Below are 14532 nucleotides of genomic sequence, written 5' to 3'. Positions count from 1 at the left end.
CGAGCTGGAGATCCCGGCCTCCCTGACGCTCTACTCGGCCGTCGTCACCAAGGACAACGTCGACGAGTACCTGCCCACCGGCTTCAACTGACCGGTCCGGGCCCAGGGGTCCCCTGGCATCCCGCAAGCACACCGATGACTCAGTGATACTCCGACGAGGAGGAACCGTATGGAACAGAGGGACAGTGACGCAGCCGCGCCGCCGGCTCTCGGCGTGGGCATGGTCGGATACGCGTTCATGGGCGCGGCGCACTCGCAGGGGTGGCGCAATGTGAGCCGCGTGTTCGACCTGCCGCTGCGGCCGGTCCTCGCCGCGATCGCCGGCCGGGACGCGGGCGCGGTGCGTGCCGCGGCCGACCGTCACGGCTGGGCGGCGGCGGAGACCGACTGGCGTGCCCTTGTCGCCCGCGACGACGTGCAGCTGGTCGACATCTGCACCCCGGGGGACAGCCATGCGGAGATCGCGATCGCGGCGCTGGAGGCGGGCAAGCACGTCCTGTGCGAGAAGCCGCTGGCCAATTCGGTGGCCGAGGCCGAGGCCATGGCCTCGGCGGCCGAAGCGGCCCGCGCGCGCGGGCAGGTGGCGATGGTCGGCTTCAACTACCGGCGTTTGCCCGCTCTCACGTACGCGCGCCGGCTGATCGCCGACGGCCGGCTCGGCGCCCTGCGCCATGTCCGGGTGACCTACCTGCAGGACTGGCTGGTCGACCCCGACTTCCCGCTGACCTGGCGACTGGCGCGCGAGCACGCGGGGTCGGGGGCGCTCGGCGACCTCGGCGCGCACATCGTCGACCTGGCCCAGTACCTGGCGGGGGAGCCGCTGGTCGGGGTTTCGGCGCAGCTGGAGACGTTCGTCCGGGAACGGCCGGTGCTGAGGGGGGCGTCAGCGGGTCTTACCGCGTCGGGCGGCGTGGAACGGGGGCCGGTCACGGTCGACGACGCGGCCGTGTTCACCGGGCGTCTCGCCTCGGGGGCGCTGGCGACGTTCGAGGCGTCCCGGATGGCGTCGGGGCGCAAGAACGCCCTGCGTCTGGAGGTCAACGGGGAGCTCGGTTCGCTCGCCTTCGACCTGGAGCGGCTGAACGAGCTGTCCTTCCACGACCACCGCGAGCCGGCTGTCACCGCGGGCTTCCGCCGCATCCTCGTCACCGAGGCCGACCACCCCTATCTGGAGGCGTGGTGGCCGCCGGGCCACGCGCTCGGTTACGAGCACACCTTCACCCACCAGGCCCGCGACCTGGTGGAGGCGATCGCGTCCGGCACCGACCCGGCTCCGTCGTTCGCCGACGGGCTGCAGGTGCAGCGGGTGCTCGCCGCCGTGGAGGAGAGCGCCCAGAAGAACGCCGTCTACACCCCCGTCCAGGCACTGCACGCCGAGGTCCGCTGAGGACCCGGCAGGAATCCGGTTTGGAGGCTTCATGCCACGCCCGTTCACACTGTTCACCGGTCAGTGGGCCGATCTGCCGCTGGAGGAGGTCTGCCGGCTGGCCCGTGACTTCGGCTACGACGGCCTCGAACTCGCCTGCTGGGGCGACCACTTCGAGGTCGACAAGGCCCTCGCCGATCCGTCCTACCTGGACGGCCGGCACGCGCTGCTGGAGAAGTACGGCCTCAGCTGCTGGGCGATCTCCAACCATCTGGTCGGCCAGGCCGTCTGCGACAACCCCATCGACGAACGGCACCAGGGCATCCTGCCGGCCCGCATCTGGGGCGACGGGGAACCGGAGGGCGTACGGCAGCGGGCCGCGGCCGAGATCAAGGACACCGCGCGCGCCGCGGCCGCCTTCGGCGTCGACACGGTCGTCGGCTTCACCGGCTCCTCCATCTGGCACCTGGTGGCGATGTTCCCGCCCGTGCCGGAGCGGATGATCGAGCGCGGCTACGAGGACTTCGCCGAACGCTGGAACCCGATCCTCGACGTCTTCGACACCGAGGGCGTCCGCTTCGCCCACGAGGTCCACCCCAGCGAGATCGCCTACGACTACTGGACCACGCACCGCGCCCTGGAGGCGGTCGGCAACCGGCCGGCCTTCGGGCTCAATTTCGACCCCAGCCACTTCGTCTGGCAGGACCTGGATCCCGTCGGCTTCCTCTACGACTTCCGGGACCGGATCTACCACGTCGACTGCAAGGAGGCCCGCAAGCGCCTGGACGGGCGCAACGGGCGGGTGGGCTCCCATCTGCCGTGGGGCGACCCGCGCCGCGGCTGGGACTTCGTCTCCGCCGGACACGGCGACGTGCCCTGGGAGGACGTGTTCCGGATGCTGCGGTCCATCGGCTACGACGGGCCCGTATCGGTCGAGTGGGAAGACGCAGGAATGGACCGGCTGACCGGCGCGCCACAAGCGCTTGCCCATCTCAAGCAGTTCGACTTCGACCCGCCCAGCGCCTCGTTCGACGCCGCCTTCTCGGGCGGCGACCAGTAGAACTGCCAGGTCACAGCCCGGTGGTGAGAACGCCACCGGGCCGGTCCGGCACGCCCTGAACCACCTTTGTCCTGTGCTGGTGAAAAGTTGAACTTCTTCTCTGCACAAAGCCTTTCGGTACAGGACGAACCCCGCTACGGTCCCATCTCGTGCACACGACATAGGTGGTGCAGGAGTCACGGCGCGTTCCGATCGCACAGTTCACCGCTCGTTCCACTGGACTCACCGGAGGACATCGTGCACAGAACAGGGCCAAGGACCCGCACAGCTCGGGCACGTCGCACCAGCGGCCCTCTTGCCCGTGGCCCTCTCGCCGGCGGCCGTCCCGCCAGCGGCCCACGCGACGCCGGCTCGCTCGCCGGCACCGCGCCGGCCACGGCGCCGCCCTCCCAGCCGAGCCCAGGGCCGCGGCTGTACCGACAGCGGGCGCGAAGGCGCCGAACGCCCCGCCCACCGTCCTCCACCACATCGCAACACCGACATGGCAGGGAGGCAGCCCCGTGACTGACGGGAATGCACGCACCGGAGTCTGGTTCGTCGGAGCACGTGGCTCCGTGGCCACCACAGCCGTGGCCGGATGCGCGGGGGTCGGCGCCGGACTCCATCCGGCGACCGGCATGGTCACCGAGACACCGGCCTTCGCCGGTACGGGACTTCCCTCCCTGGACCAGCTCGTCTTCGGCGGCCACGACACCGCGCACTGCCCGCTGCCCAAGCGGGCCGAACACCTCACCGCGGCCGGTGTGCTGCCGCACGGTCTCGTAGCCGCCGTGCGTGCCGAACTCGACGCCGCCGACGAGGAGATACGCCCCGGCGGCCCGTTGCCCGGCGACACCCGCACCGACGAGGAACTCATCGCGGACTTCGCCGCCGACCTCGTCTCGTTCCGCACCCGCAACGCACTGGCACGGGTGGTCGTCGTCAACCTCTCCTCCACCGAGCCGCTGCCCGCGCCCGACGCGGTGCGGCTGCCGCCCAGCTCCCTCTACGCGGCCGCCGCCCTGCGAGCCGGCTGCCCGTACGTCAACTTCACGCCGTCCACCGGGCTGCGCACCGCCGCCCTCACCGACGCCGCCGCGGCCAGTGGACTTCCCCACGCCGGCCGCGACGGCAAGACCGGCCAGACCCTCCTGCGCTCCGTGCTCGCCCCGATGTTCGTCCAGCGCGCCCTGGACGTGCGGGCCTGGTCCGGCACGAACCTGCTGGGCGGCGGAGACGGAGCGGCCCTCGCCGACCCGGCCGCGGCCGCGGCGAAGAACGCGGGCAAGGAGCGGGTCCTCGCCGACACCCTGGGGCACACACCTCAGGGGGAGGTCCACATCGACGACGTCCCCGCACTCGGCGACTGGAAGACCGCCTGGGACCACATCGCCTTCGAGGGCTTCCTCGGCTCCCGCATGGTCCTGCAGACCATCTGGCAGGGCTGCGACTCCGCCCTCGCCGCACCCCTGGTCCTCGACCTGGCCCGGCTCGTCGCCCGCGCCCACGAGGCCGGCATCTCGGGGCCCCTGCCCGAACTCGGCTTCTACTTCAAGGACCCGGACGCCGGCCCGTCGGGCCTCTCGGAGCAGTTCACCGCGCTGCTGTCGTTCGCCGACCGCCTGCGGGAGGCGAAGTGATCCGCTCCCTCCTGTCCCGCATCGCCCCCCTCGCGCAGGCGCACCCCCCGAAGCCCGCCCGGCCCGGGAACGGCCGGGGCGCCGAGGGTGCGCCGACGGCGCGCGGGCGTCGCGCGCGGTTGCGGGACTGGGCCGAACTGCTGCGTGTCTCCGCGCTGTTCACCGTGCCCGGCGACGCCCTCGCCGGCGGCGCCGCCACCGGCCTGCGCCCCAACCGGGGCACGGCGTACGCCATGGGTGCCTCGCTCTGCCTCTACGAAGCGGGCATGGCCCTCAACGACTGGGCCGACCGCGACGAGGACGCCGTCGACCGCCCCCACCGCCCTCTTCCCTCCGGCCGCATCTCCCCGACCGCGGCGCTGGGCGCGGCCGGGCTCCTGACCGCGGCGGGCCTGACACTCGCCGCCCGCGCAGGCCGCCCGGCCCTCGCGGTGGCCACGGCCCTGACCGCGACGGTCTGGGCGTACGATCTCCGGCTGAAGCACACCCCCGCAGCGCCGGCGGCGATGGCCGCGGCCCGCGCCCTGGACCTCCTGCTGGGCGCGACGGCGACGACCGCCGCGCCCGCCGCGACGACGTCCGCCCGGGGACGGGGCCCGCAGCCCCCGGCGGCCCGTCGGCGGCAGGATTCGGGGAACGCCCTCCGTGTCGCGGCCCCAGCCGCCGCGCTCGCCGCCCACACCTACGCCGTCACCGCAGTGTCGCGGACCGAGGCGCACGGCGGTTCGACGCTCAACCCTCTCGCCGCGCTCGGTGCGACGACCGCGCTCGGAGCGCTGGTGGCAACGGAACGCGCGACGGCAGGGCCCGTGGCACAGAGACGCGCGACGGCAGGACGTGTTCCGGCAGGACGTGTTCCGGCAGGGCTCGTCCCGGCGCTGCTGGCCGCCGCGTACGTCCGTACGGCCGCCGTCCCCTGCCTGCACGCCGCCCTCAACCCGTCCCCGCCGCTCACGCAGCGCGCCGTCGGAGGCGGGATCCGCGCCATGATCCCGCTCCAGGCCGCCCTCGCCGCCCGGTCCGGGGCCGGAGTCACTGGGATCGCCGTGATGGGGCTCGTCCCCCTCGCCCGCACGCTCGCACGGAAGGTGAGCCCCACATGAGCCATCAGCAGCAACTCCGCCTCGGTTACGGCACCAACGGGCTCACCGACCTCCGTCTCGACGACGCCCTCGGCCTGCTCGCCGACCTGGGCTACGACGGCGTCGGGCTCACGCTCGACCACATGCACCTGGACCCGCTCGCCCCCGACCTCGCCGCCCGTACCGCCCAGGTCGCCCACAGGCTCGGCGAACTCGGCCTCACCGCGACCGTCGAGACCGGAGCCCGCTACGTGCTCGACCCGCGCCGCAAGCACGGTCCGTCGCTGCTCGACCCGGACCCGGAGGACCGCGCCGCCCGCACCCGGCTGCTGATCACGGCGGTCAGGGTCGCGGCGGACCTCGGGGCGCACGCGGTGCACTGCTTCAGCGGCATCACCCCACCCGGCACCGACCCCGACACCGCATGGAAGCGTGCGGAGGAGGCGCTCCTGCCGGTGCTCGACGCCGCCGCCGTCGCCGGCGTGCCGATCGCGATCGAGCCCGAACCGGGACACCTCCTCGCCACTCTCGACGACTTCCACCACCTGCGCACCGCCCTCGGCAATCCCACTCCTCTCGGCCTGACCCTCGACATAGGCCACTGCCAGTGCCTGGAACCGGCCCCGCCCGCCGAGTGCGTCCTCGCGGCCGCGCCCTGGCTGCGGCACGTGCAGATCGAGGACATGCGCCGCGGGGTGCACGAGCATCTGCCGTTCGGTGACGGCGAGATCGACTTCCCGCCCGTGCTGGAGGCCCTCGCCGCCACCGGCTACCAGGGCCTCACCGTCGTCGAGCTGCCCCGTCACTCCCACGCGGGCCCCGAACTGGCCCGCGCCTCCGTCGAGTTCCTGCGTGCCGCAGCCACGGAAGGAGCACCGGCATCGTGACACGACCACACTCCTGGACCCGCGAGGCCGTCGGCGCCCGGCTGGCCGACGACAGCGCACGCGCCTGGCTCGACGACGCGCTGGCCGACGCCGCGCGCGCAGCGCGGACACCGCCGGCAGCGCCCTCTCCCTACACCGCGCACAGCTGGGAGCTGCGTTTCGCCGCCGCCGGCCGGCACTGCGGCCAGGACAACGCGGACGCGGTGCGTGCGCTTCTGCTGGTCGAGGCCCGGCCGGGGCTCGACACGCTGACCAGGATCTACCAGCAGGGCAGCGCCGCCGAGCGCCGTGCCGTGCTCCATGCGCTGCCGGCCCTGGTCGACGGCCCGCACGCCGTGCACCTCCTCGACGACGCCCTGCGCACCAACGACACACGTCTCGTCTCCGCCGCTGTCGGCCCCTACGCCGCCACCCACCTCGACGCCCACGCATGGCGCCACGCGGTCCTGAAGTGCCTGTTCACCGGCGTGCCCCTCGACGCGGTCGCGGATCTGGCGGTACGCGCCGCCGGTGACGCCGAACTCGCCCGCATGCTCACCGACTACGCCGCCGAGCGCACCGCCGCCGGCCGCGACGTCCCCCACGACCTCGACCGCGTGCTCACCCTGACCGGCGAAAAGCCCGAGGAGCTGTGATGCGAATCTTCGACCCGCACATCCACATGACGTCGCGCACCACCGACGACTACGAGGCGATGTACGCCTCCGGTGTGCGCGCCGTCGTCGAACCGTCGTTCTGGCTGGGCCAGCCGCGCACCTCGCCGGCCAGCTTCTTCGACTACTTCGACGCGCTCCTCGGCTGGGAACCCTTCCGCGCCGCCCAGTACGGCATCGCGCACCACTGCACCATCGCCCTCAACCCCAAGGAGGCCAACGACCCACGCTGCACGCCCGTCCTCGACGCCCTGCCCCGGTATCTCGTCAAGGACGGTGTCGTCGCCGTCGGCGAGATCGGCTACGACTCGATGACACCGGCCGAGGACACCGCGCTGGCCGCCCAGCTCCAACTGGCCGCCGACCACGGCCTGCCCGCCCTCGTCCACACTCCGCACCGGGACAAGCTCGCCGGACTCCACCGCACCGTCGACGTCGTGCGCGAGTCGAACCTCCCCACCGAGCGGGTCCTGCTCGACCACCTCAACGAGACGACCGTCGAGCACGCGATCGACAGCGGCTGCTGGCTCGGCTTCTCCGTCTACCCGGACACCAAGATGGACGAGGACCGCATGGTGAAGATCCTGCGGACGTACGGAACAGAGAAGGTCCTCGTCAACTCCGCCGCCGACTGGGGCAGGAGCGACCCGCTCAAGACCCGCAAGGTCGCCGAGGCGATGCTCGCCGCGGGCTTCACCGAGGACGACGTGGACCAGGTCCTGTGGCGCAACCCGGTCGCCTTCTACGGCCTCAGCGGCCGGCTCCAGCTCGACGTCCCCGAGCCGGGGAGCCTGCACGAGGGCAACTCCGTCCTCCGCGGCGGGGAATGAGGAGGAGCGTTGCGTTTTCGGCACCCCGACGGCTCCGTCGTCCACCTCTCCTACTGCACCAACGTCCACCCCGCCGAGACCCTCGACGGCGTCGTCACCCAGCTCCGTGACCACTGCGAGCCGGTGCGCAAGCGCCTGGGACGCGACCGGCTGGGCATCGGCCTGTGGCTCGCCAAGGACGCCGCCCACGCCCTGACCAGCGACCCGGCGGCACTGCGCGGGCTGCAGTCGGAGCTGGAACGCCGCGGCCTCGAAGTCGTCACGCTCAACGGCTTCCCCTACGAGGGCTTCGGCGCGGAAGAGGTCAAGTACCGCGTGTACAAGCCGGACTGGACCGACCCCGACCGCCTCGCGCACACCACCGACCTGGCCCGGCTCCTGACGGCGCTCCTGCCCGACGACGTCACCGAGGGGACCGTCTCCACCCTCCCGCTCGCCTGGCGCACCGGCTTCGACGAGCGCGCCGCCGGCACGGCCCGAGCGGCGCTGACCACCCTGGTGGAGCGGCTCGACGCGCTGGAGGAGCTGACCGGCAAGTCGATCCGCATCGCCCTCGAACCGGAGCCCGGCTGCACGGTGGAGACCACCGCCGACGCGATCGGACCGCTCACCGCCCTGCCCGGCGACCGTATCGGCGTATGCCTCGACACCTGCCATCTCGCCACCTCCTTCGAGGACCCGCAGACGGCGCTCGCCGCGCTCGACGCGGCCGGTGTCGGCATCCCCAAGGCCCAGCTGTCAGCCGCACTGCACGCCGAACACCCCCACTTGCCCGAGGTACGCGACGCGCTCGCCGCCTTCGCCGAACCGCGCTTCCTGCACCAGACCCGCACGCTCACGGCCGCCGGACCGCGCGGCACCGACGATCTCGGCGAGGCGCTGGCCGGCGAGGTGCTGCCCGACGGCGCACCGTGGCGCGCCCACTTCCACGTCCCCCTGCACGCTCCGCCCGCCCCGCCGCTCGCCTCCACTCTCCCCGTGCTCCAGGACGCCCTGACGCGGCTCGTGGGAGGCGCGGAGCCCCGTACCCGTCACCTGGAGGTCGAGACCTACACCTGGCAGGCCCTCCCGCCCGAGCTGCGGCCCCGCAACCGCACCCAGCTCGCCGACGGCATCGCCGCCGAACTCACCCTGGCCCGCGACCTGCTGACCGGCCTCGGCCTGAAGGAGCTGCCATGAACGACACCCGCCGCCCCCGCCCGCTTCTGGTGCTCGACGTCGTCGGTCTGACCCCGAAGCTCCTCGACCACATGCCCCGACTCAAGGCGTTGGCGGCCTCCGGCTCGCAGGCGAACCTGTCCACCGTGCTGCCGGCCGTGACCTGCGCCGCACAGTCCACCTTTCTCACCGGCACCCTTCCCGCTGAACACGGCATCGTCGGCAACGGCTGGTACTTCCGCGAGCTCGGCGACGTCCTGCTGTGGCGTCAGCACAACGGCCTCGTCTCCGGCGACAGGATCTGGGACGCCGCCCGCCGCGTCCACCCCGGCTACACCGTGGCCAACATCTGCTGGTGGTACGCCATGGGCGCCGACACCGACATCACCGTCACCCCCCGACCCGTCTACTACGCCGACGGCCGCAAGGAACCCGACTGCTACACCCGGCCGCCGGCCCTGCACGACGAACTCACCGAGAAGTTCGGCACCTTTCCCCTCTTCCACTTCTGGGGACCGGGCGCCGACATCGTCTCCAGCCAATGGATCGCGGACGCCACCCGCCACATCATGCGCACCCGCCACCCCGACCTGACCCTGTGCTACCTGCCCCACCTCGACTACGACCTCCAGCGCTACGGTCCCGACGACCCCCGTTCCCACCGGGCCGCCGCCGAACTCGACGCCGTCATCGGCCCGCTGCTCGACGACGCCCGCACCGAAGGCCGCTCGGTCGTCGCCCTGTCGGAGTACGGGATCACCCGCGTCAGCCGACCGGTCGACATCAACCGCGCCCTGCGCCGCGCCGGACTCCTCGAGGTCCACACCCAGGACGGCATGGAGTACCTCGACCCGATGGCGTCCCGCGCCTTCGCCGTGGCCGACCACCAGCTCGCCCACGTCTACGTCCGCCGGCCCGAGGACCTCGAGATCACCCGCGAAGCCCTCCAGGACCTGCCCGGCGTCGACGAGATCCTCGACGACGAGGGGAAGAAGGCAGCCGGCCTCGACCACCCCCGCTCGGGGGAACTGGTCGCCGTCGCCGAACCGGACGCCTGGTTCACGTACTACTACTGGCTCGACGACGCCCGCGCCCCCGACTTCGCGCAGCTCGTCGAGATCCACCGCAAACCGGGCTACGACCCCGTCGAGCTGTTCATGGATCCCCAGGACCCGTACGTGCGGCTCAAGGCGGCCACCGCCGTGGCGCGCAAGAAGCTCGGCATGCGCTACCGCCTCGCTGTCGTGCCCCTCGATCCCTCACCCGTCCGCGGCAGCCACGGCCGCCTTCCCGCGAGCGACGAAGAAGGTCCGCTCATCCTCTGCTCCACCCCCCGCGCCCTGTCCGGCCGCACCGCGGCCACCGACGTCAAGTCCCTGCTGCTGCGGCTCGCCGGCCTCTCCTGAGGCGGCCGCCGTCACGCACCCGCACCCCCGTGACAACGAAAGCGAGAACCACTGTGACCGCGTTCAACGAAGAAGCCGTCACCGGCGACGCGCTGCGCCGCACGCTCGGCGTCAGCCGCCGCCGTTTCCTCAGCACCTGCACCGCCGCCGCTGCCGCGGCGATCGCCGCCCCGGCCTTCGGCGCGGCGCCGGCGCTGGCGCAGGACGGGGCACCAGCCGTCGCCGATGACGAGGGCCGCTCCGCACTGGTCCCGCCGCACAAGCGCGGACTGATCCTCTACACCGTCCGTGACGCGGTGGGCCGCGACCCGCTGGCCTCGAACCTGCCCTCGGGTTTCCGTGAGGTCTTCCAGCAGCTGTCGCGCTTCGGCTACCGGCAGGTGGAGTTCGCCGGCTACCGCCAGCACGCGAACGCGCCCGGCGGCGCGAACCTGGAGACCGTCGAGGGCGCGAAGCTGCTGCGGTCGTGGCTCGACGAGTACGGCCTGCGGGCGCAGGGCAGCCACGGCTTCATCCCGAGCTCCTGGCCGCTGACGCCGTCCGACCTGGACACGTTCAAGCGAAGCCTGGAGATCGCCAACATCCTCGGCATGGAGCACATGGGCACCGGGGGAGACCCCACCGGCAGCTCCTACCGCGCCGACTGGGACATCGCCGCGGAGAAGTGGAACACCCTGGGCACCATCGCCTGCCGCGAAGGCGTCAAGCTCTACACCCACAACCACGACAGCGCCTACAACTTCCTGCTCGACGGCGGCCCCCTCGACGCCCAGGGCCGCCCGACCCGCAGCTCCGGCATCCGCAAGCTGGAGTACTTCCTGGAGGTGACCGACCCGTCGAGCGTCTACCTGGAGCTGGACGTCTTCTGGGCACACGTGGCCCAGTACAAGTTCCACACGTACACCGCCCACGACGGCTCCCAGCGTGAGCAGGTCTTCGACCCGGCCGGCCTCGTGGTCCGCAACACCAATCGTTTCCCGCTCTTCCACGCGAAGGACGGCGTGGTCAACACCCAGAGCGGCTGGGGCTACGACATGGTGCCGTTCGGCACGGGCGACATCGACTACCGGAGGTTCTTCACCCGGGTGGGCGCGAAGAACTACCACAACCCGATGGTCGAGCAGGACACCGCGCCGAGCGCGACCGTTCCCGGCCAGTCGCTGGACTACGCCCGGATCGGCTACGACAACCTCGCGGCCCTGCGCGCCCGCCGCTGACCCGGCGTCACCCGCAACCCCGCCGCCCGGCGCCTCTGCGCCGGGCGGGCCCCCCGGTCATGCCTGAGAACGCCCGTGAAGAACGCACCGTCCCGTAACCGACGGCGTGCGGCGAGGCGCCGGCACAACGACTGCCGAACGGCCTGACCGGGCCTCCCACCGGCTTTCCCCGTACGGCTTTTCACCCCCGCAGCAGCGGCTGAAGGGGGCATTCGCCCCTGCTCTTGCGGCTGCCGAACCGAAGCAAAAGGAGTTCTGAGTGCGCAACAGACGGATGGTCACCCTCGTCGGGGCTGCGGCGGCCCTGGCCGGGGCCGTCGGGTTCCTGCCCGCCTCCCCGGTCCTCGCCACCACCCCGGACCCGGCACCGCCGGCCCCGTCGGCCTTCCAGAAGGTGACCCTCAACGACCGCCCGGGCGAGCCCATGGCCCTCTCGGTCCTGCCCGACCTGCGTGTGCTGCACACGGCGCGCACGGGAGAGATACGGATCCACGACCCGAAGAGCGGCGTGAACTTCCTTGCCGCCGACATGAAGAAGAGCCCCGCCGGGCTCTACCAGCACGACGAGGAGGGCGTCCAAGGCATAGCCGTCGACCCCGACTTCAGCAGGAACCACTGGGTCTACCTCTACTACTCGCCCCGCCTCGACACCCCCATGGACAACCCGGCCACACCGGGCGTCAACGAAGGCGACGCGCCGCAGTTCGGGACGCCCGGGGAATTCGCCACGTACAAGGGCCTCACCCGGCTGTCACGGTTCAAGCTCACGGGCAACAAGCTCGACTTCGGCAGCGAGCAGAAGATCCTCGACGTCCCGGCCGACCGCGGCATCTGCTGCCACGTCGGCGGCAAGATCGACTTCGACCACAAGGGCAACCTGTTCCTGTCGACCGGTGACGACTCCAACCCGTTCGCCTCGGACGGCTACAGCCCGATCGACGACCGCCCCGACCGCAACCCGGTCTACGACGCGCGGCGCACCTCGGGCAACAGCAACGACCTGCGCGGCAAGGTCCTGCGCATCAAGGTCAAGCACGACGGCGGCTACGTGGTCCCGGACGGCAACCTGTTCGCGCCGGGCACGCCGAAGACCCGCCCCGAGATCTACGCCATGGGTCTGCGCAACCCGTTCCGCTTCGGGGTGGACGACAGGACCGGCGAGGTCTACGTCGGCGACTACTCGCCCGACGCGGGCAGGGCGAACCCCGACCGCGGACCCGCCGGCCAGGGCCGCTGGATGGTCATCGACCGCCCCGCCAACTACGGCTGGCCGTTCTGCGTGACAAAGGACCAGCCGTACCACGACTACGACTTCGCCACCGGCAAGTCGAGCGGCACCTTCGACTGCGCCAAGCCGGTCAACGACTCACGCCACAACACCGGCCTGAGCGAGCTGCCGCCGGTCACGGACGCCGAGATCGTCTACGGCTACGGCGCCTCCGAGAAGTTCCCGGAGCTCGGCACGGGCGGCATCGGCCCGATGGGCGGCCCGGCCTACCGCTACGACCGGCGCAACGCCGCCGAGAACCGCTGGCCCGAGTACTTCGACGGCAAGCCGCTCTTCTACGAGTGGACCCGCGACCAGATGAAGGCCATCACCCTCGACAAGCAGAACGAGGTCGAGAAGATCGAGGACGCGATCCCCTCGATCAGGACGGACGGCCCGATCGACGCCGAGTTCGGCCCGGACGGCGCGCTCTACGTCCTGGAGTACGGCACCGGGTACTTCGCGGAGCTGCCCGAGGCCCAGCTCGCGCGCATCGACTTCACGCGCGGCAACCGCACCCCGGAGCCCAAGGCCGCCGCGGACGTGACCAACGGCACCAGCCCCCTGACGGTCCAGTTCTCCAGCTCGGGCACGAAGGACGCCGACGGCGACGCGCTCAGCTACGCCTGGGACTTCGACGCCGACGGCACCGTGGACTCCACGGAAGCCAATCCGAAGCACACGTTCACACGGAACGCCGTCTTCGACGCCACGCTGAAGGTCACGGACAGCACCGGACGCTCGGCCTCCGTCTCGGTCCCGGTCGTCGTCGGCAACAAGGCGCCGGTCGTCTCCCTCACCACCGACCCGGCTCCGCACGGCGGCACGGCGTTCCACTGGGGTGACACGGTCACCTGGAAGGTCACCGTCACCGACGACCAGCCGGTGGACTGCTCGAAGGTCACCGTCTCGTTCATCCTCGGCCACGACTCGCACGGACACCCGCTGTCGTCGAGCAACGGCTGCTCCGGATCGTTCAAGACGTTCGTGGACGGCGGTCACGCCGGTGCGGACAACCTGAAGGCCGTCTTCAACGCCACCTACAAGGACACGCCCCCGGACGGCCTGCCGTCCCTCTCGGGCAGCGCTGAGGTCGCCCTGACGCCGGCCGGCTGACGGGCACGGCGAGACCACGGCGGCGGGGCGCCATCCACGGGGGTGGCGCCCCGTCGCGGGTGACGAGGGCGAGCAGGGGCAGCGCGGCGGCCGGAGCGGCAGGGACTTGCGCCTTACTGTCAGGGCATGAGCGAGATCTTCGTGATGTATGAGCTCGATCAGCCGCCCACCGCGCGCTCCGTGCCCGACGGGGCGCCGGGTGAGGGCCGTACCGTCCGCCGCGTGCACGCGGCCCACGCGGCCCCCGGAACCTCCACCACGCCGGGACCCCGCACGCTCTGCGGCAAGGACACGTTCGCCATGGACCCGGCCGAACGCAAGCCCTCGGAGCCTGCGCGTACCTCCTGGTACCCGCCGGCGTACGCCGGGCTCGTCTGCGCCCAGTGCGACGCGGTCATGGAGGCTTGACGGGCCGTTGCGGCCCTTCCCGCTCCCCTCGTGCCGTCGCCGGGGCAGGCCGCTGCGGGCGGCAGCCGCGGCCAAGGCCGGTGACCTGATCTACTACGCCCCCTGGGGCAACCTGGCGATCTTCTACCGTGACGGCGGCGCCGCCCCCGACACCGGCCTGATCGTCCTCGGCCAGATCGCCGACGGCGGCACCGAGCGGCTCGCCACCGCCGAAAAGATCACCATGGAAGCCGCCTCCTGACGCGAGGTACGCACGCGGCAGTCACGCCGCTGAGCCCTCCCTCAGCCCACCGCAGGGCCGCCGTCCCCGGCCCGCGGACCCGCGCCCGACCCGCATTGCGCACCCGCGCCCCGAGCCGAGTGCGCACCGGCCTCGCCTCGGGATGCAGATCGTTTCCGGTTGGTCCGCGCTTGCTCCTTGACCCCCTGCGCACACCGGCGCAAAATGTACGTATACGGCGTA

13 protein-coding genes are annotated in these 14532 nt (G+C 72.1%); all 13 read left to right on the top strand.

Features of this window, described 5'->3' with window-relative positions; translation table 11 throughout:
- Window positions 1-169 precede the first annotated feature (169 nt).
- Entirely contained in the window at window positions 170-1387 is a 1218-nt protein-coding gene (locus tag AB0K02_RS23345; protein ID WP_365994436.1) for a Gfo/Idh/MocA family oxidoreductase, read from the top strand.
- A 31-nt stretch (window positions 1388-1418) separates the two neighbouring features.
- Window positions 1419-2426, top strand: coding sequence for a sugar phosphate isomerase/epimerase family protein (locus tag AB0K02_RS23340; protein ID WP_365994435.1), 1008 nt, complete (start codon window positions 1419-1421; stop codon window positions 2424-2426).
- 500 nt (window positions 2427-2926) lie between these two features.
- Window positions 2927-4045 (top strand): inositol-3-phosphate synthase, encoded by a 1119-nt coding sequence (locus AB0K02_RS23335; RefSeq protein WP_365994434.1) that lies wholly within the window; start codon window positions 2927-2929, stop codon window positions 4043-4045.
- 119 nt (window positions 4046-4164) lie between these two features.
- Window positions 4165-5148, top strand: coding sequence for an SCO3242 family prenyltransferase (locus tag AB0K02_RS23330; RefSeq protein ID WP_365994442.1), 984 nt, complete (start codon window positions 4165-4167; stop codon window positions 5146-5148).
- Window positions 5145-6014, top strand: a complete 870-nt coding sequence (locus AB0K02_RS23325) for a sugar phosphate isomerase/epimerase family protein (RefSeq protein ID WP_365994433.1) — start codon at window positions 5145-5147, stop codon at window positions 6012-6014. The genes AB0K02_RS23330 and AB0K02_RS23325 overlap by 4 nt, the downstream gene beginning before the upstream one ends.
- On the top strand, window positions 6011-6649 hold the full coding sequence (locus tag AB0K02_RS23320; protein WP_365994432.1) for an EboA domain-containing protein: 639 nt from the start codon (window positions 6011-6013) through the stop codon (window positions 6647-6649). The genes AB0K02_RS23325 and AB0K02_RS23320 overlap by 4 nt, the downstream gene beginning before the upstream one ends.
- Window positions 6649-7497: a TatD family hydrolase gene (locus AB0K02_RS23315; RefSeq protein ID WP_365994431.1), complete on the top strand. Its 849-nt coding sequence runs from the start codon at window positions 6649-6651 to the stop codon at window positions 7495-7497. The genes AB0K02_RS23320 and AB0K02_RS23315 overlap by 1 nt, the downstream gene beginning before the upstream one ends.
- Before the next feature lie 9 nt (window positions 7498-7506).
- On the top strand, window positions 7507-8676 hold the full coding sequence (eboE, locus tag AB0K02_RS23310; protein WP_365994430.1) for a metabolite traffic protein EboE: 1170 nt from the start codon (window positions 7507-7509) through the stop codon (window positions 8674-8676).
- Complete coding sequence (locus AB0K02_RS23305; protein ID WP_365994429.1) at window positions 8673-10061, top strand: nucleotide pyrophosphatase/phosphodiesterase family protein; 1389 nt, start codon at window positions 8673-8675, stop codon at window positions 10059-10061. The genes eboE and AB0K02_RS23305 overlap by 4 nt, the downstream gene beginning before the upstream one ends.
- A gap of 53 nt (window positions 10062-10114) precedes the next feature.
- Window positions 10115-11278 (top strand): sugar phosphate isomerase/epimerase family protein, encoded by a 1164-nt coding sequence (locus AB0K02_RS23300; RefSeq protein WP_365994428.1) that lies wholly within the window; start codon window positions 10115-10117, stop codon window positions 11276-11278.
- A gap of 259 nt (window positions 11279-11537) precedes the next feature.
- Window positions 11538-13661 carry a PQQ-dependent sugar dehydrogenase gene (locus tag AB0K02_RS23295; RefSeq protein WP_365994427.1) on the top strand — a complete coding sequence of 708 codons (2124 nt, stop codon included), beginning with the start codon at window positions 11538-11540 and terminating at the stop codon, window positions 13659-13661.
- Window positions 13662-13787: 126 nt separating this feature from the next.
- Window positions 13788-14069, top strand: coding sequence for a hypothetical protein (locus AB0K02_RS23290; protein ID WP_365994426.1), 282 nt, complete (start codon window positions 13788-13790; stop codon window positions 14067-14069).
- Between the two features lie 7 nt (window positions 14070-14076).
- Complete coding sequence (locus AB0K02_RS23285) at window positions 14077-14310, top strand: cyclophilin-like fold protein (RefSeq protein WP_365994425.1); 234 nt, start codon at window positions 14077-14079, stop codon at window positions 14308-14310.
- Window positions 14311-14532: the final 222 nt, after the last annotated feature.

Source organism: Streptomyces sp. NPDC049597 (assembly GCF_040675505.1).
Lineage (GTDB): Bacteria > Actinomycetota > Actinomycetes > Streptomycetales > Streptomycetaceae > Streptomyces.
Note: the sequence above shows the minus strand (reverse complement) of the source record. Positions and strands in the feature narration are given on the sequence as shown.